The sequence below is a fragment of the Pseudescherichia sp. genome, from assembly GCF_031979925.1.
GTDB lineage: Bacteria > Pseudomonadota > Gammaproteobacteria > Enterobacterales > Enterobacteriaceae > Pseudescherichia.
Genome location: NZ_DALZFB010000001.1, coordinates 191,484 through 216,142 on the forward strand (window position 1 = coordinate 191,484; position 24,659 = coordinate 216,142).

The window sequence follows — 24,659 nt, forward strand, 5'->3', positions numbered from 1 at the left end:
TGGGAGATGCTAGACAGCGCAGTGTAAACGAATTCACCCTGTGATGACAAAGGGTTCAGCAGAGGGTGAAAAACCAGATAATAAGCGGCTTTTATGGCGAAAGTGGAAAAGCGCGGCAAGAGTAAAGCCGCCAGCACAATACGCTAAAAATGGGCGTTTAAGAAAAGCGTAAAAACAGAACGGCGATCCCTTTTTCTTCCTGTTTCACGCTATCTGCTGCCCCTTCGCTCTGGTATGATGAGTTTCTTTGTTTCGCTGTGTAATGGAAATTTCTCTATGGTCATTAAGGCGCAGAGCCCGGCGGGTTTCGCGGAAGAGTACATCATTGAAAGTATCTGGAATAATCGCTTTCCACCGGGAACGATCCTGCCAGCTGAAAGAGAACTTTCCGAACTGATTGGCGTCACCCGCACTACGCTGCGTGAGGTATTACAGCGGCTGGCACGTGACGGCTGGCTGACCATACAGCACGGTAAGCCGACCAGGGTGAATAACTTTTGGGAGACGTCAGGCCTCAATATTCTTGAGACCCTGGCCCGGCTCGATCACGAGAGTGTGCCGCAGCTGATTGATAACCTGCTCTCAGTACGCACCAATATCGCCACCATCTTTATCCGCACCGCGTTTCGTCAGCATCCGCAAGAGGCGCTGGAGGTGCTGGCGCGCGCGCGGGAAGTGGAAGATCACGCCGACGCCTTTGCCGAGCTGGACTACAACGTTTTCCGCGGCCTCGCCTTTGCCTCAGGCAACCCTATCTACGGGCTGATCCTCAACGGCATGAAGGGGCTGTATACCCGCATCGGGCGACACTACTTTGCTAACCCCGAGGCGCGTAGCCTGGCGCTGGGCTTCTACCACCGTCTCAGCGAAGTGTGCGAACGTGGCGAGCATGACAAGGTCTATGACATTGTGCGCCATTACGGACGCGACAGCGGAGAGATCTGGCACCGGATGCAGAAAACCCTGCCGGGCGATCTCGCTATCCAGGGGCGATAAGTTTGGATAATCCCCTCTCCGTCAGGAGAGGGGCGAGTACTACAGGCTGTTCTGGCGCGGCGGGCAGCGGTCCAGCAGCTCCACGCTGCCATCTTCGTTCTGCTGCTCCAGCATCACATCAAATCCCCACAGACGGTGCACGTGTTTCAGCACCTCCCGACGGCCCTTATCCAGCGGCGCACGGTTGTGCGGCACATAACGCAGGGTCAGGGAGCGATCCCCGCGCAGATCGACATTCCACACCTGAATATTCGGCTCAAGGTTGCTCAGATTGTACTGCGCCGAGAGCTTAGCCCGGATCTCCCGGTAGCCGTCTTCGTTATGGATGGCCGCGATCTCCAGATAGTTATTCCGATCGTCGTCCAGCACGCTGAAGAAGCGGAAATCACGCATCACCTTCGGCGACAGGAACTGGCTGATAAAGCTCTCATCTTTAAAATCGCGCATCGCGAAGTGCAGCGTCTCCAGCCAGTCGGAGCCAGCGATGTCCGGGAACCAATACTTGTCCTCCTCGGTAGGGGACTGACAGATCCGTTTGATATCCTGGAACATGGCGAAGCCCAGTGCGTAAGGGTTGATGCCGCTATACCACGGGCTGTTGTAGGGCGGCTGGAACACGACGTTGGTATGGCTGTGGAGAAACTCCAGCATAAAACGATCGGTCACTTTCCCTTCATCATAGAGATGATTGAGGATGGTGTAGTGCCAGAAGGTGGCCCACCCCTCGTTCATCACCTGAGTCTGCTTCTGCGGATAAAAATACTGGCTCACCTTACGCACGATGCGCAGGATCTCGCGCTGCCATGGCTCCAGCAACGGGGCATTTTTCTCCATAAAGTAGAGCAGATTCTCCTGCGGCTCGGAAGGGTAGCGACGGGCTTCGGCTACCGTCTTCTCCTCCTCGCGCTTCGGCAGGGTACGCCAGAGGGTGTTCACCTGGCTTTGCAGATACTCTTCCCGGCTCTTCTGCCGCGCTTTCTCCTCCTGGAGAGAGATCTTCTGCGGCCGTTTGTAGCGGTCGACGCCGTAGTTCATCAGGGCATGACAGGAGTCGAGCAGCTTCTCTACCTCCACCACGCCATAGCGCTCTTCGCAGTCGGTAATGTAGTTACGGGCAAAAATCAGGTAGTCAACAATGGAGCTGGCATCGGTCCAGCTACGGAACAGGTAATTGTTTTTGAAGAAGGAGTTATGTCCGTAGCAGGCGTGGGCCATCACCAGCGCCTGCATGGTGATGGTATTCTCCTCCATTAGGTAGGCGATACAGGGGTTAGAGTTGATCACAATCTCATAGGCCAGACCCTGCTGCCCATGCTTATAGAGCCGTTCGGTCTCAATAAACTTCTTACCGAACGACCAGTGCGTATAGTTAATAGGCATCCCGACGCTGGAGTAGGCATCCATCATCTGCTCAGAGGTAATGACTTCGATCTGGTGAGGATAAGTGTCCAGCCGGTAGAGTTTTGCTACCCGATCGATCTCGGCCAGGTAGGTATCAAGCAGTTCGAATGTCCAGTCGGGTCCATCGCTGAGACGGGAGGTGTCCTTGTTCATGGAGTCAATCGTAGCCATTAGCGCACCCTCATTGTTGGCGACCCTCTCTAGCAGGAGAGTCTCCTTTCAAGCATAGATCACCGCATCGGAAACCGTGCTGGCGGAGAAAATTTTTCTTCGCCATATCACCGTGTAAAACGGGGAGAGGATGCCCCATTTTCCGCATTTTATGCTGCGTTAAAAGAGGGGTTAGCAGGAGATGCCAAATAGCCCCTGTCCCCAGCCATAGGCAGAGATGTGAGATAAGTCACCATAAAAAAGCCGTATGTTGAATAACATTTTCATCTGAGTTATCAATTTGTAATCAGATGATTGTTCTTAACCAATGAATGTTCTTAACTCGTCAGTTTTACTCATAGGGAGTGGCTATGCGCGTTGTGGTTCTGGGAAGTGGCGTCGTGGGCGTGACCAGCGCCTGGTATCTGAGTCAGGCGGGGCATGAGGTAACGGTCATTGAGCGAGAATCCGGATCGGCGCTGCAAACCAGTGCTGCGAACGCCGGGCAGATCTCTCCAGGCTATGCCTCACCCTGGGCCGCACCGGGAGTGCCGCTGAAGGCGATCAAATGGATGTTCGAGCGCCACGCGCCACTGGCGATTGGCCTTGACGGCACGGCCTTCCAGTTAAAGTGGATGTGGCAGATGCTACGCAACTGCGACACCCGCCATTACATGGAGAACAAGGAGCGAATGGTGCGTCTGGCGGAGTACAGCCGCGACTGCCTGAAGACTTTGCGCGACAGCACCGGCATTGAGTACGAAGGACGACAGGGCGGTACGCTCCAGCTCTTCCGCACCGCCCAGCAGTATGAGAACGCGACCCGGGATATCGCCGTGCTGGAAGAGGCTGGCGTACCCTATCAGCTGCTGGAGTCCGCCCGACTGGCGGAAGTTGAACCGGCCCTGGCAGAAGTGGCGCACAAGCTAACCGGCGGCCTGCGTCTGCCTAATGATGAAACCGGCGACTGTCAGCTCTTTACCCAACGGCTGGCGCTGATGGCGGAGCAGGCTGGAGTCGTGTTTCGCTACAACACGCCGGTTGAGCGTCTCCTCTATGAAGGCGAGAAGATCTACGGCGTGAAGTGTGGTGAGGAGGTGATCAAGGCCGACGCCTACGTAATGGCCTTTGGCTCTTACTCTACCGCCATGCTGAAAGGCATCGTTGATATTCCTGTCTATCCTCTCAAAGGCTACTCGCTCACTATTCCCGTTGCGGAAGAGAGCGGTGCGCCGGTATCGACTATTCTTGATGAGAGCTACAAGATTGCCATTACCCGCTTCGATCGGCGTATCCGCGTCGGCGGGATGGCAGAGATTGTTGGCTTCAATACCGAGCTGCTGCAACCGCGCCGGGAGACGCTGGAGATGGTGGTGCGCGATCTCTTTCCGCGCGGCGGGCGCGTTGAGGAGGCCACTTTCTGGACCGGGCTGCGTCCGATGACCCCGGACGGCACACCGGTGGTAGGACGTACGCCATTTAAGAATCTCTGGCTCAATACCGGACACGGCACGCTCGGCTGGACGATGGCGTGCGGCTCCGGCCAGCTGCTCAGCGATCTTATCTCTGGCCGCTCACCGGCTATTCCCCATGATGATTTAGGCGTGGCTCGCTACAACACCGATTTTTCTCCCGCCCGGGCCAGCCATCTGCACGGCGCACACAATACATAAGGGGCAGTCATGACGCGTCCTGTTCAGGCCACTCTTAATCTGGCGGCCTTACAGCATAATTTACAGGTTGTTCGCCGCGCCGTGCCTGACGCGCGGGTCTGGTCGGTAGTTAAAGCTAACGCTTACGGGCATGGAATCGATCGAATCTGGCGTGCGCTGGGCACTACGGATGGTTTTGCCCTGTTGAATCTGGAGGAGGCGGTGCTGCTGCGCGAACGCGGCTGGAAGGGACCGATCCTGCTGCTGGAGGGGTTCTTCCACGCCGATGAGCTGTCGCTGCTGGATAGTCTGCGCCTGACCACCAGCATTCACAGCAACTGGCAGCTGAAGGCGCTGCAAAATGCCCGGCTTAGCGCCCCGCTGGATATCTATCTGAAGGTCAACAGCGGCATGAACCGGCTGGGTTTTATGCCGGAGCGGGTAAGCTCGGTGTGGCAGCAGCTGCGGGCGATGAAAAATGTCGGCCAGATGACGCTGATGTCTCACTTTGCCAACGGGGAGAAGCCCGACGGCATTGTAGAGGCAATGGCGCGGGTTGAGCAGGCAGCGGAGGGGCTTAACTGTCCGCGCTCCCTTGCTAACTCGGCGGCAACGCTCTGGCATCCCGAAGCCCACTTTGACTGGGTCCGGCCTGGGATCATTCTCTACGGCGCGTCGCCCTCCGGGCAGTGGCACGACGTGGCTAACAGCGGCATCAAGCCGGTGATGACCTTACATAGCGAGATTATCGGCGTGCAGACCCTGAAGCGGGGCGATCGGGTGGGGTATGGCGGCCGCTACCAGGCCAGCGGAGAGCAGCGGATCGGCATCGTTGCGGCAGGCTATGCCGATGGCTATCCGCGCCACGCCCCTGACGGCACGCCGGTGCTGGTGGATGGGGTCCGCTCGGGTATTGTCGGTACGGTTTCGATGGACATGCTGGCGGTGGATCTGACCCCGTGCCCGCAGGCTGGGATCGGCACGCCGGTTGAGCTGTGGGGCAGTGAGATCAAAATAGACGACGTCGCCGCAGCGGCGGGGACGGTGGGCTACGAGCTGATGAGTGCGCTCGCCCCTCGTGTCCCGGTCGTGACAGTGTAACTTTTTGCCCGGCGGCGCTGTGCTTGCCGGGCCTACGATGTTACTCGCTCTCTTGTTCTGCGACCCGGACACCGACCTTACGCACGGCGTTATCCTCTTTTTCTGCCACCGTCCAGATCATACCGGCAAACTCCACCTGGTCGCCGACCACCGGCGCAGCACCAATCAGCTTCTGCACAATATCCCCCAGCGTCTGCTGTTTGTCGGGGTACTCCATCCCCTGATCGAGGCCGTAGATCAGCGCCACGTCGGCAAACTTAGCGCTGGCCTCCAGAATAAAGTCACCGAAGAAGCGCTGGTCCAGCGCCACCGGCGGCGAATGGCTAAAGAGCTTACCCAGTGCAGGCAGATCGCGCTCGCGGCCAATCACGCACAGCACATCGCCTTCCCGCAGATGGGTGCTGCCGGTCGGGTGGAGCAGCGTATTACCGCGGAACAGGGCTGCAATGCGCGTTTCAGGCGGCATATGCAGATCGCGCAGGGCTGCGCCGACGCACCACTTGTCGGCGCTCAGCTGGTAGATAAACTGCTCCCAGGCGTTCTCCGGACTGATATCCAGCCCAACCCGTGACTCGGGCCAGCCCACCGGCGGCACGACAACCTTGGCCTTTTTCGCCGCCCAGCTAAGGGAAGTGCCCTGGAACAGCAGCGAGACCAGCACCACGAAGAAGGCGACGTTAAAGAACAGGCGAGCATTTTCGAGCCCGGCCATCATCGGGAATACCGCAAGGATGATCGGCACCGCGCCGCGTAATCCTACCCAGCTAATAAAGATTCGCTCGCGCAGGTTGAAGCCGCGAAACGGCAGCAGGCCAGCAAACACCGATATCGGGCGGGCGACAAAGATCATCCATGCCGAGAGCAGCAGCGCCGGAATAGCGATCATCAGCAGGTCGGAAGGGGTTACCAGCAGGCCAAGCACAAGGAACATGCCGATTTGCGCCAGCCAGGCCAGGCCGTCGAAGTTCTGCTGAATGGTATAGCGGTTACGGATAGGGCGGTTGCCGAGGACAAAACCGCACAGGTAGACCGCCAGAATGCCGCTGCCCTCCATCGCCGTGGTGACCGCAAAGATCAGGATCCCACCGCTCAGCGCCAGCAGCGGGTATAGCCCGGAGGGCAGCGCGATGCGGTTGATCATCTGCTGCAGCAGGTAGCCGCCCGCGAGGCCGACAATAACGCCGAGACCAAATTCCTGAACGATATGCAGGGCAAACTTCCAGTCCAGCCCGAGCTGGTGGTGCTGGATCATATCAATCAGCGTGATGGTCAGAAACACGGCCATCGGATCGTTGCTGCCGGACTCAATCTCCAGCGTCGAGCCGACTCGCTCGTTCAGCCCCTTGCCGCCCAGCAGGGAGAAGACCGCTGCCGCATCCGTGGAGCCGACGATAGCGCCAATCAGCAGGCCCTCCATCAGATCCAGCTTGAACAGCCAGGCGGCCATCATGCCGGTAAGACCGGAGGTGATCAGTACCCCGACCGTGGCCAGCGACAGGGCCGGACCGAGGGCGACGCGAAAAGAACTGGCCTGGGTGCGCATACCGCCATCCAGCAGAATGATCGCCAGCGCAAGGTTACTGATCATGTAGGCGAGGGGATAGTTATCAAAAGGGATACCGCCGACGCCGTCGACACCGGCCAGCATGCCGATGGCAAGAAAGATGACCAGGATAGGAATACCAAGGCGTGATGAAAAAGAACTTAATAAGATACTGCAGGTTACAAGCACTGAACCCAAAATAAAAAGACCGATGATTGCCTCAGCTTCCAATGTCGCTTTTCTCCTCTAAATACAATTACCACCCAAACGGGGCCGTGGGCGCTCGCGCCAGAGTTGGCGCGGCACGACCCTCTAAAACATTACCATATCCACGCCGTGAACAGCGTTTTAATAGAGGCTAAAAACGATATTTTTATTTACTTAAAATAGGATGACCGCTAAGGGTAAGCTGCGTATGAAAATCCTGATGCCGCAGACGTGCCTGGGCACCCAATGGCAGGGTCACCGTTTGCGGTTCGTGACCAAACGCCAGGCCGCTCACCACGGGTATCGACAGGCGCGCTCGCAGATAGTCCATCATCGATTCAAGCGTAAATCCGGCGTCATAGTCGTTTGGGTCGCTGCGGCTGAAGCTACCCAGAATCAACGCCTTCTGTCGCGCCAGAATGCCCGCATGGTGCAGCTGCAGCAGCATGCGCTCAACGCGGAAGGGGTGCTCGTTAATATCCTCAACGACCAAAATGCCGTTTTCAATGGCAGGCAGCCACGGCGTGCCGATGAGCGAGACCAGCATCGCCAGATTGCCGCCCCACAGCGTCCCCTCGGCGTCGCACGCCGGGCCAGAGCCCTGCCAGGACACGGTAAAGGTCTCATTGCGCAGCGCGCGCCAGAAGTGATCCATCGTAAAGTCATCCAGCACCTCAGCGCCAAAGTTACCCGCCAGCATCGGCCCGCAAAAGGTGATGACGTTATCCGTCGCCAGCAGGCCAAGCTGCACGGCGGTAAAGTCGCTGTGGCCGCAGATCAGCAGCGGATCCTGACGCTGGCGGCTGGCCAGCCCCTGCCAGTCAATCTCGTCCAGCAGACGGCTGGCTCCATAGCCGCCGCGTACTGGCATCACAATGGTGTTCGCCCCGGTCAGGGTAACCAGCCGATTGAGATCCGCCACCCGCTCGGCGTCACAGCCGGCAAAGCGCTGGTCGCGGCGGGTAATGACCTGCTGGTTCTCTACACGGTGACCTTCGGTCTCAAGGCGTTGTACGCCCCTGACGGCGGCGGGCTGATTGATGCAGTAGCCGGAGGGGGCGATCAGATGAATCCGGGACATGGCAAATCCTTGCTGACATTGTAAGTGAAATATCGATGAGTAGGTGAAATAGTAGGTGAAACGGTTATCATGCCGCTTAGGTTTATTGTTGTCATCTAAACTCCCGGTAAAAGGATTGTTGGTGTGAAATTAAGATGGTTTGCTTTTTTGGTGGTGCTGCTGGCAGGGTGTAGTTCAAAACAGGATTATAAAAACCCGCCGTGGAACCCGGAGGTCCCGGTCAAACGGGCCATGCAGTGGATGCCGATCAGCGAGAAAGCGGGTGCGGCGTGGGGCGTCAGCCCGCGATTGATAACGGCCATCATCGCCGTTGAGTCTGGCGGAAACCCGACGCTGGTGAGTAAATCGAACGCCGTGGGGCTGATGCAGCTCAAGGCCTCTACCGCCGGTAGAGAGGTTTACCGACATATGGGCTGGAGCGGACAGCCGTCCACCAGCGAGTTGAAAAACCCTGAGCGCAATATCTCAATGGGGACAGCCTACCTGAGCATTCTTGAACACGGCGTACTGGCCGGTATCAAGGATCCGGAAGTGATGCAGTATGCGCTGGTGGTCTCCTACGTCAATGGAGCTGGAGCGCTGCTGCGCACCTTCTCATCGGATCGCAAGAAGGCGATAAGCGAGATCAACGACCTGGACGCGGATGAGTTTGTCGAGCACGTTGCCGAAAATCATCCTGCGCCGCAGGCCCCTCGTTATATCTGGAAGGTGCAGAAAGCGATGGATGCGATGTAGATACTGTTATCGCCTGGGCCTACTAACCACACCATGCCTAACGTAGGCCGGGCAAACGCAGTGCCGCCCGGCATTGCAGCGTCAGCAGAGTAACGCCCGGTGGCGCTCACGCTTACCGGGCCTACGCAGTGCACCGTGCTCACCGTCAGTCAAGGCAGGCGGGTTAGCGCACCTTGCTTGCCCGCTCGCGCGCCTCACGCTCCAGCGAGAAGATGATGCGCTGGAGCTCGCGTTCGACCGCCGGGTTAGTATTAAGAAAACGGAAGCTCAGACGCGGGGTGGAGACGGTGTCGTTCTTGCCGTCCACCACCTTACGCTCGCTGATGGAGATCAGCTGGGCATCAAAATAGAACTGCCCCCAGCCGCCCATATCCAGTTCGATCTGTGAGAAGCGCTGCCCCTCTTTAACCCCCTCTGGCGTTGCACCCTCCAGCAGCGCGCCCATGCCGCCCAGCGACAGGTCAAACAGGCGAAAACGCATAGGACTCTTGTCCGGCAGCATGGCCTTACCGAAATAGGCTGGATGCAGCGGGGCGCTGATGCGGAAATATTCCCGACGCTGAATAAAAAACAGGGAGGCGGGAAGCGGCGTGACAAACGCCGGCAGTGCCTGAAAATTGCCCATGCTTAATCCGGAGGCGGTAAATTCAACTTTTGCCCCTCGGGTCTCTGCGGTGATGGTGACGCTCTCTACACGCTGCACCGCTTTGTTCTCATACTCCTGACTGCCGAGATCCATTACCAGCCTGTCGAGATCCGCATCGAGGATCTTGCTGATGAATTGACCGCTGCCCCATGAAATACAGATCGGTACCTGCTCTTTGTGCAGATCGCGCAGTACGCCCAAAACGGCCAGAGGGGATTGTTTCAGGAACTGCTCACTGTAGTTGCTCACGCCGGATGGCTCCTTGATGACTGATAGCCCTTCGTTGTCTTATCGGCATTCGGGGCGGGAACTTCAGCCGTAATGTAAATTTTTTTAACGAGATAAAATTAATAAGTCTGTGACATTTAACCTTTTTTGGAACCATTGCCTATACTCAATTCACGGTGCAGGCGTTTTGGCCTGCAAAGTAAGCAACCATGTAAAAGGAGACAACGCAAAATGGGTATTATTGCGTGGATTATTTTTGGCCTTATTGCCGGTATTATCGCTAAGTTCATCATGCCAGGCCGCGACGGGGGTGGATTCATCATTACCGTTATCCTGGGTATCGTTGGTGCAGTCGTTGGCGGCTGGCTGGCAACCATGTTTGGTATTGGCGGTGACGTAACGGGCTTCAATTTACCAAGTTTCCTCGTCGCAGTAGTGGGTGCGATCGTGGTTCTGGCTATCTACAGAATGGTGCGTCGGAACTAATGCTCTATGCCAGCCGGCAACGTTGCCGGCTGGCATCTCTCTTATCTTAACCCATCAAAAATCATATCCCACCGTAGCGAGAACGCTGCGCTCCGCGCCGAAGTAGCAGTTATTTGTCCCGTAGCAGCCTGAAATATAGTCCCGATCGCCAAGGTTATTGGCGTTGACCTGCACAAATGCCCCCTTCAGCTGCGGCGACCATGCGCCGAGCTCGGCTCTGACCGAGGCATCAAACAGCGTTACCGATGGCAGCCGTGATGTGTTGGCATCATCGGCATACTGCTTGCCAATGTAGCGAACGCCGGCGCCCACGCTTAAGCCATAATCAAACTGGTAGTGCGCCCAGAGAGAGGCCATCTGATCCGGCGTCAGCTGCGGCGTATTAGACTCGTTGCCGTCCAGTGAATCCTCGAAGCGCAGGTGGCTCCAGGTATAGCCTGCAATAGTGCTCAGGCGCGGCGTCAGCTGGTTGCGCGCTTCGATCTCTACGCCCTGCGAGTGCACCTTCCCGGCGGGGAGGTAGATGGCGGTAGCGATATTGATATCGCGGGTTGCTACGTCCTTCTGCGTCAGATCGTAGATGGCAATGCTGTAGATATCTGACGTGCCCGGCGGCTGGAACTTCAGGCCCGCTTCATACTGCTCGGCGGTGGTCGGCTTCAGCAGCTTGCCATCAGGGCCCGGCAGCGAGGCTGGCGTAATTGCCTGGCTGTAGCTGAGATAGGGCGAGAGGCCATTTTCAAAGGCGTAGAGCAGGGAGGCGCGGCTGCTAATGTGGTCATCAGAGCGGCGACTGTCGGTACCAAAGGTATCGCTGGCCTGCTCGGAGACGATGCGGTCATAGCGTCCGGAGAGATCCAGGTGCCAGCGGTTCCACACCATCTCGTCCTGCAGATAGGCACCGGTCTGATAGTAGCGACGGTTGTTATCATCGCTATAGGTGACAGTGTAACCGTGCTGCAGCGTATAACCCGTGAAGGGATTAAGCGGGGCGGCACTGCCCGCGCCGGTCCAGAGATCGTTGCGGTAGCGGTGATACTCCCCGCCAAGGATCACGGTGTGCATCACCTCGCCGGTGGCAAAGTCGGCCTGCAAGCGGTTATCGGTAGACCAGGCGTCGAGGGAGCCGCGCGAGCCGCTGTAGCCCCGGGCAAGATTGTCTGAGTTGTCGATCCAGCCGGTCTGATAGACCTGATCGAGGGCGACGTTGGCATGGGTATAGCTGCCGCTGGAGTGCACTGACCAGACGTCATTAAACTGGTGGTCGAACTCTACGCTGTAGAGCTGCTCCCGGCGACGATAGCCGTCTCCGCTCTCACCCTCGTTGGTGCTGTTCGCCAGCTTCTTACCGTTGTGGGCAAAGCGCGTACCGTCCATCGGCAGCGAGCCGTGGTAGCCGCCAGAGGGATCTTTTTGCAGATAGGCTCGCAGCAGCAGGCTGGTGTCGGAATCCGGCTGCCAGAGCAGCGATGGCGAGATGGCATAGCGCTCTTCGCGGGTATTGTCATACTGGGTGTCGCTGCTGCGGGTCATGCCGATCACACGAAACGCCCACTGGTCGTTGATGGCGTCAGTGTAATCAAACGCGCCGCCTTTGGTGTTCTGCGTGCCGCCGGAGAGGCGGAAATGGCCTTCGGACTTAAACTGCGGACGCTTCGAAGTCAGGTTGACCAGCCCGCCGGGGACGCTCTGACCATACAGCGCGGAAGAGGGGCCTTTCACCACGTCGATGCGTTCAATAAACCACGGATCGATCTGCAATACGCTGTGGCTTCCGCCGTCGCTCATCAGGCGCATACCGTCGAGGAAGATGTTATCAACGTCGCCGCCGTGGAAGCCGCGTAGCGATACGGTATCGAAGCGCGTTGCGCCGCCGCCAAAGTTGGAATTGACCCCCGGGGTATAGCTCAGGGCCTGGTTGACGTTCATCACGCCCTGATCTTCCATCTGCTGGCGCGTCACGACCGATACCGACTGCCCGGTAACGATCAGCGGCTGATCGGTTTTGGTTGCGCCACGGGTGCTTTGCACCGTATAGCCCTCGGTTGGCGCGGTGGCCGACTGGGGGGCGGTAGCGTTAACGACGACGGTATCTTCAGCCAGAACGGCATGGGGAAGGGCAATGCCCAGCGCGCAAAACCAGACAGAGCGTTTTAATGTTGTTTTCATTCGCAATCCATACTCTTTTAAGCGGAATGCGAATTATTATTGTTTATATTAACGTATACAAGCGTTAGCGTCGTGCTTATCTGGCCTGCTACTAAATTTGGTAGCAGGCCAGAGTCAGGCTTACTGCGCGACTTTTTGCGCTTCAGGCGCGCTCTGCGGAGCAGGCTGTTGCGCGGTAGCTGGCGTAGCGGATGCCGCAGCAGGCTGCGATTTCGGTACGCTGTCACACGGCTGCGCCTTCGGACAGACCTGATCCAGCATCATCAGCGTGACGCCGTTGGTCCAGCCGAAACCATCCTGCAGTGGATATTCACCGCCGCCGCCGCCGGTGCCGGTGCTGCTGACATCGTACTTCTCAACCAGCTTCTGCTCACGATCGTAGGTATGCTGCACGTTGGAGAGGAAGCGCCAGGTGACGTCCATCGCCAGCTTGTCCTGATCGTAGTTTTGCAGCCCGGTAGTGGCGACCCACTGCAACGGCGCCCAGCCGTTCGGGGCGTCCCACTGCTGGCCGCTGTTGACCGTGGTGGTGGCGATGCCGCCGGGCTTAAGCAGATGCGCCTCGGCCGCCGCGGCGACTTTGTCAGCACGATCCTTCGCCGCGGCGTTAACGTACAGCGGGAAGAGTGCCGCCGCCGTCAGCGGGCTACGTACTTTTTTGGTCTTCAGATCGTAATCCGCATACCAGCCCTCTTTGTCGTTCCACAGGTTGGCCTCCATCCCTTTCTGGCGGGCGCTGGCCATCGCGTCATACTGGCTCGATTTGGCGCTGTCTCCTGCGGCCTGGCTGGCGCGGGCCAGCACCTTCTCCATCTTGAACATCAGGGCGTTGAGATCCACCGGCACGATGCTGGTGGTACGAATGCTGCCGAGCTGGTTAGGATCGTCCATCCAGCGCGAGCTGAAGTCCCAGCCCGAGGCGGCTGCAGAGCGCAGATCGCGATAGATCTCCGTGGCCGGGCGATCCGGATTGTTCTTCGCGGTGGTTACGTCATCAAGCCAGGACTCCGGACGCGGGGTATCGCGATCGTCCCAGTAGCGGTTGAGAACAGAGCCATCCTCCAGCTTCACCACGCGCTTGTTGGCCTGGCCTGGCTGCAAGGTATCTGCGCCCTCCATCCAGTAGCTGTACTCTTTCTCCAGCTGCGGACGATAGGTTTTCAGCACATCATCGCCTTTGTGACTTGCCAGCAGCTCTACCATAAAGGCAAAGAACGGCGGCTGAGAGCGGCTGAGGTAGTAGGTGCGGTTGCCGTTAGGGATATGACCCCAGGCATCGATTTCGTGGGCGAAGTTCGCCACCATATCTTCCACTTTATCCCAGTGGCCGCTCTCGGCCAGGCCGAGCATGGTGAAGTAGCTGTCCCAGTAGTAGATCTCGCGGAAGCGGCCCCCTGGCACCACGTATGGCTCCGGCAGCGGCAGCAGCGAATCCCATTTATTGGTGCGATCGGTGGTGCGGGTTAGCACCGTCCACAGGCCGTCGATATGCTGGCGTAGCGTCTGCCCGGCGGGCGGAACGTACTTTTCGTTCTCAGCCGGCAGGGTAAAGTTCATCTCAACAAAGTGGCGCAGATCGAAGCCGGACTGGTTACGCTGCATCCGGTAGTCGGCGAGGATCATATAGGGATCGCTTTTCGGTACGGCGTCGGCGAAAGTTTTCTGATCGGGAAAGAGCTTAGCGGTCTGCACGTCGGCAAACAGCGGCCCCAGCAGGATATCCGGAGACTGCGGTGGGGACTGGCTCTCAGCTTCGGCGGCCAGCGCCTGTGCGGAAGTCAACGCGAGAAACGCGCCCCCTAGCGCCAGCTGCATGGCAAAAAACAGCGTCCGGGGTCGGCGCGATAAATTTCTTCTCATCTATTATCTCCTTAGCAATGAACAGCGTCCCGCTGTAATCAACCTTTGAAAACAGTAGACGAATATCCGCCGCCCGGAGTACCAGAAGTAAAAATTTGCGCCCTTACAAACATTTTTCGCCAAAAAAAGCCCCGCGAGTGCAGGGCTTCACCCCTTCTTTAACCCTGGGGATTGATAAGCCAGGTGCCGGGCGTAACCACCGTCAGCGATTCGCTGCGGCGGTGGCTGCCGTTCTGCAGGGTAAACTCATACTTGCCCGCAGGGAGCTGTAGATAGGCAAAGCCGCTGGCCGCCGGGGCGATCTCCTGCGGTTTACCGTTCACCTGCAGCCTGTCGGCATCACTCATGCGAATATAGATCCGGGCGATAGGACCTTTGGCGGGTGCGCTGGTGACGTTCGCCTCCGGGGGCGGGGTAGATTGAGCAGGGGAAGCTGCTGCCGCCGTCTCCGTCTCGCTGTGCGATGCGCCAAAGATCAGCGCCCCGGCGATGACGCCCACCAGCACGCCAGCCGCAATTTGCGATGGGGTTTTAACGCGCTGCCACAGGGTAGGGGCGACGGCAGGCGTCTCCTCCACCGGAACCAGCATCGTGCCGGTCTTTTTCACTGCCGGAAGCTGACCGGTGTCGCCCACCGCGATCTCCGCCAGCGCCGCAAATTCTGCGATGCTCTGGGGCCGATCTTCCGGCTTCAGCGCGAGCGCACGATCGACCGCCTGCAACAGCGCAGGGGAGTAGCCCGACGGCGGATCCTCTGCCAGCGGCGTACAGCCGTCCTGAATGCTGCGGGCCACGCTGGCGGGCGGCGGCGAGCCGGTAATCAGCGTATAGAGCACCGCCCCCAGCGCGTAGATATCCGTCCACGGCCCGAGAAGCTCCTCGCTGGCGTCCGCGTATTGCTCAAGAGGCGTAAAGCCAGGGTGAAGCAGCAGCTTGCTGGTCTCGCTCAGATCGCCCGCCGGGGTCTGGGGTACGGCAACGTCAAGCAGCAGCGGTTGGCCGCTCTCCTCAATCTGAATGCTCTTGAGTGAAATATTGCGGTGCAGCTCGCCCGCGTGGTGCAGGGTAGCAAGGGCGCTACACAGCATGGGCAGCCGCTGTAAAATCCAGGCTTCGTTAATCGCCTCCGGCTGCTGCTGATGCAACTCTGCCAGGGTGATGCCGTCATAGCGCGGCGTCAAAATATAGGCGGTATCATTATGCTGCCAGAAGCGCAGAACCAGCATCAGGTTGGGATGGGTAAAGCGTGCCAGCTGGCGGGCCTGTTGGATAAATGCATTCAGGCCAGCGGCAAAGGCGGCGCTATCCTGCTTGCTGCGCAGTACAAGGCGCATATCCTCGCCGCGCAGGGTCAGCGCCCGGGGCATATACTCCCGGATGATGACCGAACGCTCAAGCTCGCGATCGAGAGCATCGTAGAGAATATCGGTATGGCTGGTTTGAATAACGTCCTGGATCTCTAGCTCATCGAAACGAAAACCCGGCGGCAGCGCGTCGGGTATGCTCGGGTTGTACTCGCTCTCTGTCATTATATGAGGATCTCTGTTCAAAACTGACGGCTATTCAGAATAGGTATTTCAGGATCACTTTTGCGTGCGCCAGGCACCGGCTGCCGGATCCCGCAGTTGCGGATGCAGATTGTCGATCAGCAGCAGCGTCAGGCTCGTGCCCGGCTCCAGCCAGGCGGACCAGACCTTACGCACCTCATTTAGCCGCGACTGTAGGCGAGCGTCGTCGAGGGCCTGATCTCGCGACACCTCTACGGCCACCATACCGCTGTTTTTCCAGCCGTTGAGCTGCGGATCGTAAGGCAGGATCATCCAGCTCTGCGGAGCCTGGCTGTTGCTCACCACCATGCGCTCATTGTTGACGCTGGTGATCAGCAGGCTGTCGGCATTGGCTTTATCGTTCAGGCCGCTGACCGGGAAACCGTGCACGAAGGTCATCATCGAGCGCTTCTCGCCCTGGGCCCCGTGCTGGATCACCTCGCTACGGCCGTTAAGCCAGCCGCCACGCTCGCATTTACCGTTGGCTTTCGCCGGGATAAACAGCGCCGAGGCGCTGGCGTCGCCCTGCCAGAAGGTGCGCAGGTGGCAGCCATCCTGCAACGTAAACTCAAGCCACGGCGTACGGTCGGCAGCCGGAGAGGGCTGCTGGGCCTGAACAGCGTTAGTGGCCGGCTGAGCCGCCCGCGGCGTAACGACCACAGCCCATTCGCTCTCCTTAGCGGCGATCCCCTCGGCAAGCAGTTCACCTTCCGGATCGACCATCTGCCAGTTCACCTGGCCGATGGTGCTGCACTGGCTCTCCAGTAGCGCCCCAAGGCGTGGCATAAAGGTGGTCAGGATCGAGGGCGCTTTGTCACCGTTGGCCACGATGCGCAGCGGTAATCTTGCAGAGCACCAGCTTTGCGGGGATTTATCGTTAACGTTGTCTATCCAGACATCCAGCTTCTGAGAGGGGGATTGAGCAATACGATAATTCCCTGCCGACACGGTTGTGGATGCTAAAAGCAACGCCAAACCCGAAAGCCAGACTTTCATAAAATTCCTTGTTAGCCAGAGTTATTAATCAATAATCCAGGTGCCGCTGTCGCCTTTTTGACATGCCTTGCTGCTGTCGTCTACGGCCACGCAGGTGGTTTTCTTCGCGGCGCGCTTAGGACGGGGGCGATCGTTTTTTAGCGTTTGCGCATAGAGCGCGCTTTTCACCAGCGCGCGCGGCGGCACGTAACCTATCAGCTGCTCATCATCCTGTTCAGCAATCGCCAGCCAGGCGTCGTCCACTTCGCCCAGCACGGTATAGGTTTGGCCATTTGTCAGCTGGCCGAGCACTTTCCCACCGTAGGAGGGCGTGCTGAGAATAGAGCCGGGGTAGAGCGCCCGGTAGGCCTCGTTTACGGGTTTAAAGGTAGCAGGTGGTGAGACCGCATAGCGGTGCGTCAGCGTGATGCCGTTGACCTGGCTGGTCACCAGCGTATCGTCCGTCATCTTTGGCGGGGGTGCTTTGCAGCCAACTACGGTAGTGACCAGAAAGAGAAGTAACAGGCCTCGCAATTTCATTATAACTTTCCCTGAAAAAATGATTAAACCCGACCGCCGCTGACTACTAAAGGATTAATACAGCTTAAGCATAGTCTGATGATTCTACATTGAGTTTATAACAATTCAATCGCCATCTGCTGAGGATGGATTGTTAAATATAATCTTTGCTTGCGTATATTCTTATTAAAACAATTTTTCTCTGTTTCACTCTACCTGCGGATATATTTTCAAATGCCGGGTATGTAGTAGACCTTGTGCCAGATCAAGATCGGCAAGCGTATCCACATCGCGTATGACGCCATGGTCCGTGACGGGCAGATCCTGTACATTGCCGCTGGCCCTGGCTTGCCGCACAACCGCCGCTGCGCCAACGTCACCCGCCAGTGAAGCCAGGGCTTGAAAATAGCGGCGTCCAAACCCTACCGGATGGCCCGCATGCTGATGAAAGCGAGGCACCACGATACGCTGCTCCGTCAGCGCCCCGGCAACGTGCCGGAGCGTTGCGGCCTGAACCAAAGGTAGATCGCCAGGCAGGATCAGCCAGCCAGCGGCGGCTTGTGTCGCCCGCACCCCTATTGCAATAGACTCCCCCATACCCGCGGTGCCACCCTCCGGCCGTACAAGATGCCACGGCAGGCCGGAGGATTTTACCGCCGCCAGGGTGTGATTGAGCACCGTTATGCCGTTAAGCAGGGTATCGAGCTTGTGGGTTGCCGCTCCCGAGGCAATAAACCGCTCGCCCCGTCCGGCGGCAAGCACAATAACCACAGGCTGAGCGGCCATCACGCCACCTTCCGGCCGCGCGCCGCCGCTACGTCTGCCAGCACCGACAGCGCCAGCGAGCTGGCATCCCGCGCCTGAGGAAAGATGCCGATCGGCGCTTTAATTCGTGCAATGTCGTCGGGGTGGAAACCGCGCTCGGTCAGGGCGCGCACCCGTTTCTCGTGGGTACGGCGGCTGCCCAGCGCGCCGATGTAAAAGGGCGCGGCAGCGAGGGCTGCGCTCAGCAGGGGCAGCTCCCGGTCGAAATCGTGCCAGAGAAGGATCACCGCGGTATGGGCATCGATCAGCGTAGAGGTGGTGCGCAGCCTGGAGCCGTCATCGATATGAACATCGTAGCCTGCGGCGTCGGCCAGTTTAGCCGTCATGTCGGCTTCCACCGAGCGGCCAAAGATAATCACCCGCGTTGTGGGGCGGTAGTTGACGACAAACGCATCCTCTTCCCACCCTGTCTCGCCCTCAGGCGTACCGATTTGCAGCGTCCGGGAACGGGGGCTGTAGCGAAGCGCCGTGGAATGGCGTCGCTCCAGCGCCGCCAGCACCGCCCGCAACGGGCGCGCTGAACGGAGCGGGTGAATGCTTAAGGTGATCCCGCCCCCGCAGGGCAGGACAATATCAAACCACGGCGATCCCTCGCCATAGAGGACCATGCGATCCTCGCCGGATTTGATCGCCTCGAGCGCCTCCCAGGCGGCGGCGGCCTCAACGCAGCCGCCGGAGACGAAGCCGCAGTAGAGACCATCCTCGCGCACGGCCATCTGCGCCCCTAAGGGACGGGCCGCGCCGCCACGGATCTCGGTCAGAAAGATCAGCGCCGTCGCCATGCCGGAGGCGAGCGCCTGAGTTGCGAAGCGTAGCACCGCCACGCTATCGTCGGTTAAAAACGCCCGCTGCGGCGTCGCAGCGGGGTCGGTCTCGGTTGCGATGTGAACAGGTTGTGGCAGCACGTCCTTCTCCTATATCGCTTCCGGCAGATCGCTCAGCAGCTTGTCGAGCGTAATAGGGTAGTCGCGTACCCGCACGCCAGTGGCGTTATAGATCGCATTGGCGATGGCGGCGCTAACCCCACACAGTCCCAGCTCGCCGACCCCTTTGGCTTTCATCGGAGAAGAGACGGGATCGGTATCCTCGAGGAAGATCACCTCCTGAGCAGGGATATCGGCATGAACCGGCACCTCGTAGGCGGCGAGGTCGTGGTTAACGAAGTAGCCCAGCCGGGTATCCACCGCCAGCTCCTCCATCAGCGCCGCGCCAAGGCCCATGGTCATCGCCCCAATCACCTGGCTGCGCGCCGTTTTGGGATTGAGGATCCGCCCGGCGGCGCAGACTGCCAGCATCCGGCGCACCCGCACCTCACCGGTTGCGATATCTACCCCAACCTCAACAAAGTGTGCGGCAAAGGTAGACTGCTGATACTTCTCCTGCAGATCGCCAAACTCAATGGTGTCCTCAGCCGTCAGCGTCCCGGCTGCGGCGGCATCGGTGAGCGGGGCGCTGCGCCCGTCCACGATGACCCTGCCGTCGGTAAAGACTGCATTTTGCGGATCGAATCCCAGCTTGTTTGCCACTGCCTCACGCAGCTTCACGCAGGCAGCGTAAACCCCCGCCGTGGAGCTGTTGGCACCCCACTGGCCGCCCGAACCGGCAGAGACCGGGAAGGTCGAGTCCCCCAGCTGCACCACGACATTTTCCAGCGGCACGCCCAGCATTTCGGCTGCCGTCTGGGCAATGATGGTGTAGCTGCCCGTACCGATATCGGTCATATCGGTCTCAACGGTGAGCGTACCCTGGGCATCGAGATGCACCCGCGCCCCGGAGGTCATCACGAGGTTATTACGGAAACCGGCGGCGACGCCCATGCCCACCAGCCACCGGCCGTCGCGGATCTGGCCTGGCGTTGAATTGCGGCGCTGCCAGCCAAAGTGTTGAGCGCCGGTGCGCAGGCACTCCACTAGCTGACGGCGGGAGAAGGGGCGATCCGGGTTAGTGGGATCGACCTGGGTGTCGTTGAGGATGCGGAACTCGACCGGATCGACGCCCGCCTTCTCGGCAATCTCATCAATGGCGATCTCCAGAACCATCATCCCTGGCGCTTCCCCTGGGGCGCGCATCGCGTTCCCCTCCGGCAGATCCAGCTCCGCCAGCCGTAGCCCGGTGTGGCGATTCGCCCCGGCATAGAGGAAGTTCGTCTGCTGCACGGCGGTCTCCGGCTCGCCCTCGGGCAGGTTGCCGGACCAGCTCTCATGGGCGATGGCGGTAATATGCCCGGCCTCATCGGTGCCGATGCGTACCTGCTGGATAGTGGCCGGACGGTGGGTGGTGTTGTTGGGGATCAACGGTCGGGAGAGCATCACCTTCACCGGACGCTTCGCCGCCCGTGCGCCCAGCGCGGCCAGCAGGGCATCGCTGCGCAGGAACAGCTTGCCGCCAAAACCGCCGCCGATGTAAGGGGACAGGACGCGAATGTTCTCTTTCGGTATATTCAGCGTCAGCGCGAGGTCGGAGCGGCACCAGTCAATCATCTGGTTAGAGGTCCAGACGGTGAGCTTATCCTCCTCCCAGACTGCCATAGAGGCGTGCGGCTCCATCGCCATGTGGCTCTGATCCGGCGTGGTATAGGTGGCGTCGAGCTTGACCGGGGAAGAGGCGAAGGCGGTAGCAAAATCGCCGGTCACGCTGTCAGGCTGATCCTCCTGCGGCGCGGTCACGCTGGGTTTCACTTCGGCTAAATCGTATTCCCCCCGATCCCGCTGGTAATCCACCTCGATTAGTGCCGCCGCCGCTCGTGCCTGTTCAAAGGTCTCTGCCACCACGACGGCAATCGCCTGGTGATAGTGCTGGATCTCGGGGCCTCCGAGCAGTATGGCGGTATTCTTTTCGCCTTTGCCCAGTTTCCCCGCGTTGTCGGCGGTAACCACCGCCAGCACGCCGGGCGCGCTGCGGGCAGCCTGTATATTGAGGCTGCTAATTCGCCCCTTGGCGATCCCCGCCCCGACTACATAGCCGTAGGCGGCGTTGGGCGCTTTGTCATGCCACTCGTAGGCGTAGTGCGCGGTACCGCTGGTTTTCAGCGGGCCATCGATACGATCGTGCGGTCGGCCGACCACCTTCATGCGGTCGATTGGGTTTTCCGTGGCGGGATTATCAAATTTCATCGCTTTATGCCCTCGCTTCTGCCAGCACCGAGGCGATAGTGCGCTTCGCCAGGGTTAATTTAAACGCGTTCTCATGGGTCGGCTGTGCCTCGGCAAACAGTCGGTCATAGACCGCCTGCGCCCCCTGTGCCACCGCCGCATCGGCATCGTCCCGCCGCCAGGGCTGGTGTGCTACACCGCCCAGCGCTACCCGGCCGCTGCCGTCCTGCTGCACGATGGCGGCGACGGAGACCAGCGCGAAGGCATAGGAGGCGCGATCCCTTACCTTACGGTAGATATGGGTTCCGCCCAGCGGCGGCGGCAGGATCACGGCGGTGATCAGCTCTCCGGGAACAAGGTTCGTTTCGATGTGCGGCGTATTGCCCGGCGCACGGTAGAATTGGGCGATCGGGATCTCCCGCGTCTGGCCATCCGGGCGCACCGTCTCTACCACTGCGTCGAGCAGTCGCATGGCGACGGCCATGTCGCTGGGATGGGTAGCGATGCAGGCTTTGCTGGTGCCGACAACCGCAAGCTGGCGGCTGAACCCCTCCAGCGCCGCGCAGCCGCTGCCGGGAAGACGCTTGTTACAGGGCTGGTTGGTGTCGTAGAAGTAGGGGCAGCGGGTGCGCTGAAGCAGGTTGCCCGCCGTTGTGGCCTGGTTACGCAGCTGTCCAGAGGCCCCGGCCAGCAGCGCTCGCGAGAGCACGGCGTAGTCGCGACGTACCCGCTCATCGGCAGCCAGATCGGTATTGCGCACCAGCGCGCCAATGCGCAGGCCGCCGTCGGTAGTCTGCTCAATCTTATCCAGCGCCAGGCTGTTGATATCGATAAGGTGCAGCGGGGCTTCAATCTCCAGCTTCATCAGATCGAGCAGGTTAGTCCCGCCAGCGATAAATTTAGCGTGGGGCGTGCGCCCGGCGCTGGCTGCCGCTTCGGCAGGGGTGTTGACACGCTCATAGGTAAAGGCCTTCATGATTTCAGACCTCCGGTAGCGTCATCAATGGCGGCGAGGATATTGGCATACGCCCCGCAGCGACAGATGTTGCCGCTCATCCGCTCGCGGATCTCATCCGGCGTTGCCTGGGGGGCAGAGACCAGATCCATAGTTACATGGCTGGGAATACCCGCCTCAATCTCTTTCAGTACCGCCACCGAGGAGCAGATCTGTCCCGGCGTGCAGTAGCCGCACTGAAAGCCATCGTGTTTCACAAAGGCGGCCTGCATCGGGTGCAGGTTATCCGGCGTGCCCAGTCCCTCAATGGTAGTGATCTCGGCATCCTGGTGCATCACGGCGAGGGTCAGGCATGAGTTGATCCGGCGGCCGTCAACGATAACGGTGCAGGCCCCGCACTGGCCGTGATCGCACCCTTTTTTGCTGCCGGTAAGGTGCAGATGCTCGCGCAGGGCATCCAGCAGGGTGGTACGGGTATCCAGCTCCAGCTGGTGCGTTTCACCGTTTACCTTGAACGAAACCGGCATCGTTTCAGGTGGTGGCGTTACCGGAGACTCCCCGGCGCTGAGCGCGACGGTGGGTGAAATAGCCGCCGCCGCCGCAGACGCGGCGCTGGCCTTGATCAGCACCCGACGGGTTACGCTGAAATCGTACGGCCCTCGGTCCGCTTCATTGCTCTGATTGCTCATAATTGCCTCCACATCTATAGCGTTGTTTTTATACGTGCGCTAAATAATAGTAGGCGGTGAAAACAAGATTACCCCTGCTTTTTGCATACGCTCTTGAGCAGGGAACATTAATACGGGGAAGAATGGACAGCTATTTGTTAGGGCGCCGATATAGTTTCATAAGTCGTTATAGTATTTCATCTGGCTCCCCTTAAGCCGTTGTGGAGCCGTTGTGTTACAGTTTGAGTTTAAACTGTTTGCGTTAGAGCTATATGTTTGCCTCTACCCCGGAGTCAAGAGAAGGAGTCAAGAGAGCCGATGGCGGAAAATCGCGATCCGATTGTTGCCGCGCCCCTGTGGCCGCATGGCGACTGTTCATTAATGCACCTGATGCGCCGCGCAGGACAGCGCACCACTCTCTGCTGGACACAAAACGTCGATACCGGACTGTCCGCCGTACAGTACGCCATCCTGGTGGTGCTGAAGGAGGAGAGCTCCTGCGATCAGCAAACCCTCGGCAACCGCGCCGGGTTTGATAAAGCCACCGGCACCTATGTGATCGATCGGATGAGCAAAAGCGGCCTGCTGAATGTTCAGACCGATCCTACCAACCGCCGACGTAAGCTGGTTACGCTGACGGCGGCGGGCGAGGCGATGCTGGAGCGGATGATTGAGCAGGCGAAACGCGCGGAGAAGACCATCACCGCCGGTCTGGATGCGCAGGATATTGCCGATCTGAAACGCCTGCTGAGCAAGCTGAGCGGATTGCAGGAGCCTGATGAAAATGCCGCACCGGATAGTCCCTGAAAGCAACGTTGAGCCGAAACCCGATCTCACTATCGGTTTTCTGCTGATGAAACAGTTCACGCTGGCCTCCGTGGCGGGGTTGGTGGAGTCCCTGCGCTTTGCGGCGGATGAGTCTTTTTCCAGCCGGCAGATCTTCTGTCGCTGGGAGTGGATGACCTGCGATGATCAGCCGGTGACCGCCAGCTGCGGCCTGCCGGTATCGCCAACGGCGAAGCTCGATTTCAGTAAGGAGTGGGATTACTTCGTGGTCGCCGGGGGGCTACTGGAGGAGACGAGGCACTCCCCGGCCTGGCTGCTGCAGGCGCTGCGGGATCTGCACGCGCGCAATATTCCTATCGTTACTTTATGCAGCGGTGCTTTCGTCGCGGGCAGTGCGGGATTATTGGATGGTCGTCACTGTGCAATCCACTTCACCACCCGAGATGAGTTCAAACTGCGCTTTCCAAAAGCCATTCCGGTGATCGACAAAACCTATATCAAGGATGGCGGCATCATCTCCTGTCCGGGGGGTACGGCTATCGATCTGGCAGCGGATCTGATCCGTCATCACTGCGGACTGGTGCGCGCCCAGAAGGTGCTTAAATATCTGCTGGTGGATGACACCGCCGTGCCGGGTGCTAAGGCAAAGCAGAAAGAGAGCCTCAGCCAGCCGGACGTCTATGAGAACGAGCTGGTGAGCAAGGTGATCGAGTTTATGCGTCACCATCTGGATTCGCCGGTGCCGCTGGCCGACGTGGCCGCGTTCGCGGGGGTAACCTTCCGTCAGCTCAACCTGATTTTCACCCAGTGTACAGGCCACTCGGCTGCCGTCTACTGGCGGCGGATGCGCCTGGAGCAGGCGCGCAAGCTGATGGCCGACTCCAGCAACAGCATCAACGCCATTGCTACCGCTACCGGCTTCTCTGATGCTTCACATCTGATTGCCTGGTTTCGTAAGCAGTACGGTGAGACGCCCAGCTCATTCAGGAAACGTCGCAGAGTAGTCGAGAAGCTGGTGAAGGAGTAGGTCGAGGGTT

The 24,659-nt window shown here is 59.2% G+C and carries 21 protein-coding genes; 7 read left to right on the forward strand and 14 right to left on the reverse strand.

Translation table 11 applies throughout. The features are described from left to right. The first annotated feature begins 276 nt into the window (after positions 1 to 276). Positions 277 to 996, forward strand: a complete 720-nt coding sequence (gene fadR / locus RTM13_RS00955) for a fatty acid metabolism transcriptional regulator FadR (protein WP_312209383.1) — start codon at positions 277 to 279, stop codon at positions 994 to 996. 39 nt (positions 997 to 1,035) lie between these two features. Here the strand turns inward: fadR and RTM13_RS00960 are convergent, their stop codons facing one another. After that, positions 1,036 to 2,568 carry a SpoVR family protein gene (locus RTM13_RS00960; RefSeq protein ID WP_312209384.1) on the reverse strand — a complete coding sequence of 511 codons (1,533 nt, stop codon included), beginning with the start codon at positions 2,566 to 2,568 and terminating at the stop codon, positions 1,036 to 1,038. A 350-nt stretch (positions 2,569 to 2,918) separates the two neighbouring features. Here RTM13_RS00960 and RTM13_RS00965 point away from each other — a divergent pair, with 350 nt between their 5' ends. Continuing rightward, entirely contained in the window at positions 2,919 to 4,220 is a 1,302-nt protein-coding gene (locus RTM13_RS00965; protein ID WP_312209386.1) for a D-amino acid dehydrogenase, read from the forward strand. A 9-nt stretch (positions 4,221 to 4,229) separates the two neighbouring features. Beyond that, positions 4,230 to 5,300 carry a catabolic alanine racemase DadX gene (gene dadX / locus RTM13_RS00970; RefSeq protein WP_312209387.1) on the forward strand — a complete coding sequence of 357 codons (1,071 nt, stop codon included), beginning with the start codon at positions 4,230 to 4,232 and terminating at the stop codon, positions 5,298 to 5,300. A 40-nt stretch (positions 5,301 to 5,340) separates the two neighbouring features. On the opposite strand, the gene RTM13_RS00975 is transcribed toward dadX, so the two are convergent. Together RTM13_RS00975 and ldcA are read right to left on the reverse strand one after the other, a co-directional pair. Further along, positions 5,341 to 7,074, reverse strand: coding sequence for a potassium/proton antiporter (locus tag RTM13_RS00975; protein ID WP_312209389.1), 1,734 nt, complete (start codon positions 7,072 to 7,074; stop codon positions 5,341 to 5,343). Between the two features lie 142 nt (positions 7,075 to 7,216). Then, positions 7,217 to 8,131 carry a muramoyltetrapeptide carboxypeptidase gene (gene ldcA, locus RTM13_RS00980; protein WP_312209390.1) on the reverse strand — a complete coding sequence of 305 codons (915 nt, stop codon included), beginning with the start codon at positions 8,129 to 8,131 and terminating at the stop codon, positions 7,217 to 7,219. Between the two features lie 123 nt (positions 8,132 to 8,254). On the opposite strand from ldcA, the gene emtA reads away from it, so the two are divergent. Then, positions 8,255 to 8,866 carry a membrane-bound lytic murein transglycosylase EmtA gene (emtA, locus tag RTM13_RS00985; RefSeq protein WP_042391256.1) on the forward strand — a complete coding sequence of 204 codons (612 nt, stop codon included), beginning with the start codon at positions 8,255 to 8,257 and terminating at the stop codon, positions 8,864 to 8,866. Between the two features lie 163 nt (positions 8,867 to 9,029). Here emtA and RTM13_RS00990 read toward each other — a convergent pair whose 3' ends face one another. Continuing rightward, positions 9,030 to 9,761 carry a flagellar brake protein gene (locus tag RTM13_RS00990; protein WP_312209392.1) on the reverse strand — a complete coding sequence of 244 codons (732 nt, stop codon included), beginning with the start codon at positions 9,759 to 9,761 and terminating at the stop codon, positions 9,030 to 9,032. Between the two features lie 210 nt (positions 9,762 to 9,971). On the opposite strand from RTM13_RS00990, the gene RTM13_RS00995 reads away from it, so the two are divergent. Beyond that, positions 9,972 to 10,226 (forward strand): GlsB/YeaQ/YmgE family stress response membrane protein, encoded by a 255-nt coding sequence (locus RTM13_RS00995; protein WP_312209394.1) that lies wholly within the window; start codon positions 9,972 to 9,974, stop codon positions 10,224 to 10,226. A gap of 54 nt (positions 10,227 to 10,280) precedes the next feature. Here RTM13_RS00995 and RTM13_RS01000 read toward each other — a convergent pair whose 3' ends face one another. The 10 genes from RTM13_RS01000 to paoA form a co-directional block, all read right to left on the reverse strand. Then, positions 10,281 to 12,395, reverse strand: a complete 2,115-nt coding sequence (locus tag RTM13_RS01000) for a TonB-dependent siderophore receptor (protein WP_312209395.1) — start codon at positions 12,393 to 12,395, stop codon at positions 10,281 to 10,283. A 120-nt stretch (positions 12,396 to 12,515) separates the two neighbouring features. After that, positions 12,516 to 14,255, reverse strand: a complete 1,740-nt coding sequence (locus RTM13_RS01005; RefSeq protein ID WP_312209396.1) for an alpha,alpha-trehalase — start codon at positions 14,253 to 14,255, stop codon at positions 12,516 to 12,518. Positions 14,256 to 14,413: 158 nt separating this feature from the next. Continuing rightward, positions 14,414 to 15,784 carry a protein kinase domain-containing protein gene (locus RTM13_RS01010; protein ID WP_312209397.1) on the reverse strand — a complete coding sequence of 457 codons (1,371 nt, stop codon included), beginning with the start codon at positions 15,782 to 15,784 and terminating at the stop codon, positions 14,414 to 14,416. 54 nt (positions 15,785 to 15,838) lie between these two features. After that, positions 15,839 to 16,798: a hypothetical protein gene (locus RTM13_RS01015; RefSeq protein WP_312209399.1), complete on the reverse strand. Its 960-nt coding sequence runs from the start codon at positions 16,796 to 16,798 to the stop codon at positions 15,839 to 15,841. Between the two features lie 24 nt (positions 16,799 to 16,822). After that, positions 16,823 to 17,317 (reverse strand): SH3 domain-containing protein, encoded by a 495-nt coding sequence (locus RTM13_RS01020; protein WP_312209400.1) that lies wholly within the window; start codon positions 17,315 to 17,317, stop codon positions 16,823 to 16,825. Between the two features lie 186 nt (positions 17,318 to 17,503). Further along, positions 17,504 to 18,085 carry an NTP transferase domain-containing protein gene (locus RTM13_RS01025; RefSeq protein ID WP_312209401.1) on the reverse strand — a complete coding sequence of 194 codons (582 nt, stop codon included), beginning with the start codon at positions 18,083 to 18,085 and terminating at the stop codon, positions 17,504 to 17,506. Then, positions 18,082 to 19,026 (reverse strand): XdhC family protein, encoded by a 945-nt coding sequence (locus RTM13_RS01030; protein ID WP_312209402.1) that lies wholly within the window; start codon positions 19,024 to 19,026, stop codon positions 18,082 to 18,084. The genes RTM13_RS01025 and RTM13_RS01030 overlap by 4 nt, the downstream gene beginning before the upstream one ends. A gap of 9 nt (positions 19,027 to 19,035) precedes the next feature. Then, positions 19,036 to 21,234, reverse strand: a complete 2,199-nt coding sequence (paoC, locus tag RTM13_RS01035) for an aldehyde oxidoreductase molybdenum-binding subunit PaoC (RefSeq protein ID WP_312209403.1) — start codon at positions 21,232 to 21,234, stop codon at positions 19,036 to 19,038. Positions 21,235 to 21,238: 4 nt separating this feature from the next. After that, a complete protein-coding gene (locus RTM13_RS01040) occupies positions 21,239 to 22,189 on the reverse strand; it encodes a xanthine dehydrogenase family protein subunit M (protein WP_312209404.1) in 951 nt (316 codons plus the stop codon). Beyond that, positions 22,186 to 22,857 carry an aldehyde dehydrogenase iron-sulfur subunit PaoA gene (gene paoA, locus RTM13_RS01045; protein ID WP_312209406.1) on the reverse strand — a complete coding sequence of 224 codons (672 nt, stop codon included), beginning with the start codon at positions 22,855 to 22,857 and terminating at the stop codon, positions 22,186 to 22,188. The genes RTM13_RS01040 and paoA overlap by 4 nt, the downstream gene beginning before the upstream one ends. Positions 22,858 to 23,154: 297 nt before the next feature. Between paoA and RTM13_RS01050 the strand changes: the two genes are divergently transcribed. Further along, complete coding sequence (locus RTM13_RS01050) at positions 23,155 to 23,643, forward strand: MarR family winged helix-turn-helix transcriptional regulator (protein ID WP_312209408.1); 489 nt, start codon at positions 23,155 to 23,157, stop codon at positions 23,641 to 23,643. After that, a complete protein-coding gene (locus tag RTM13_RS01055; RefSeq protein WP_409456024.1) occupies positions 23,621 to 24,649 on the forward strand; it encodes a GlxA family transcriptional regulator in 1,029 nt (342 codons plus the stop codon). The genes RTM13_RS01050 and RTM13_RS01055 overlap by 23 nt, the downstream gene beginning before the upstream one ends. Positions 24,650 to 24,659: the final 10 nt, after the last annotated feature.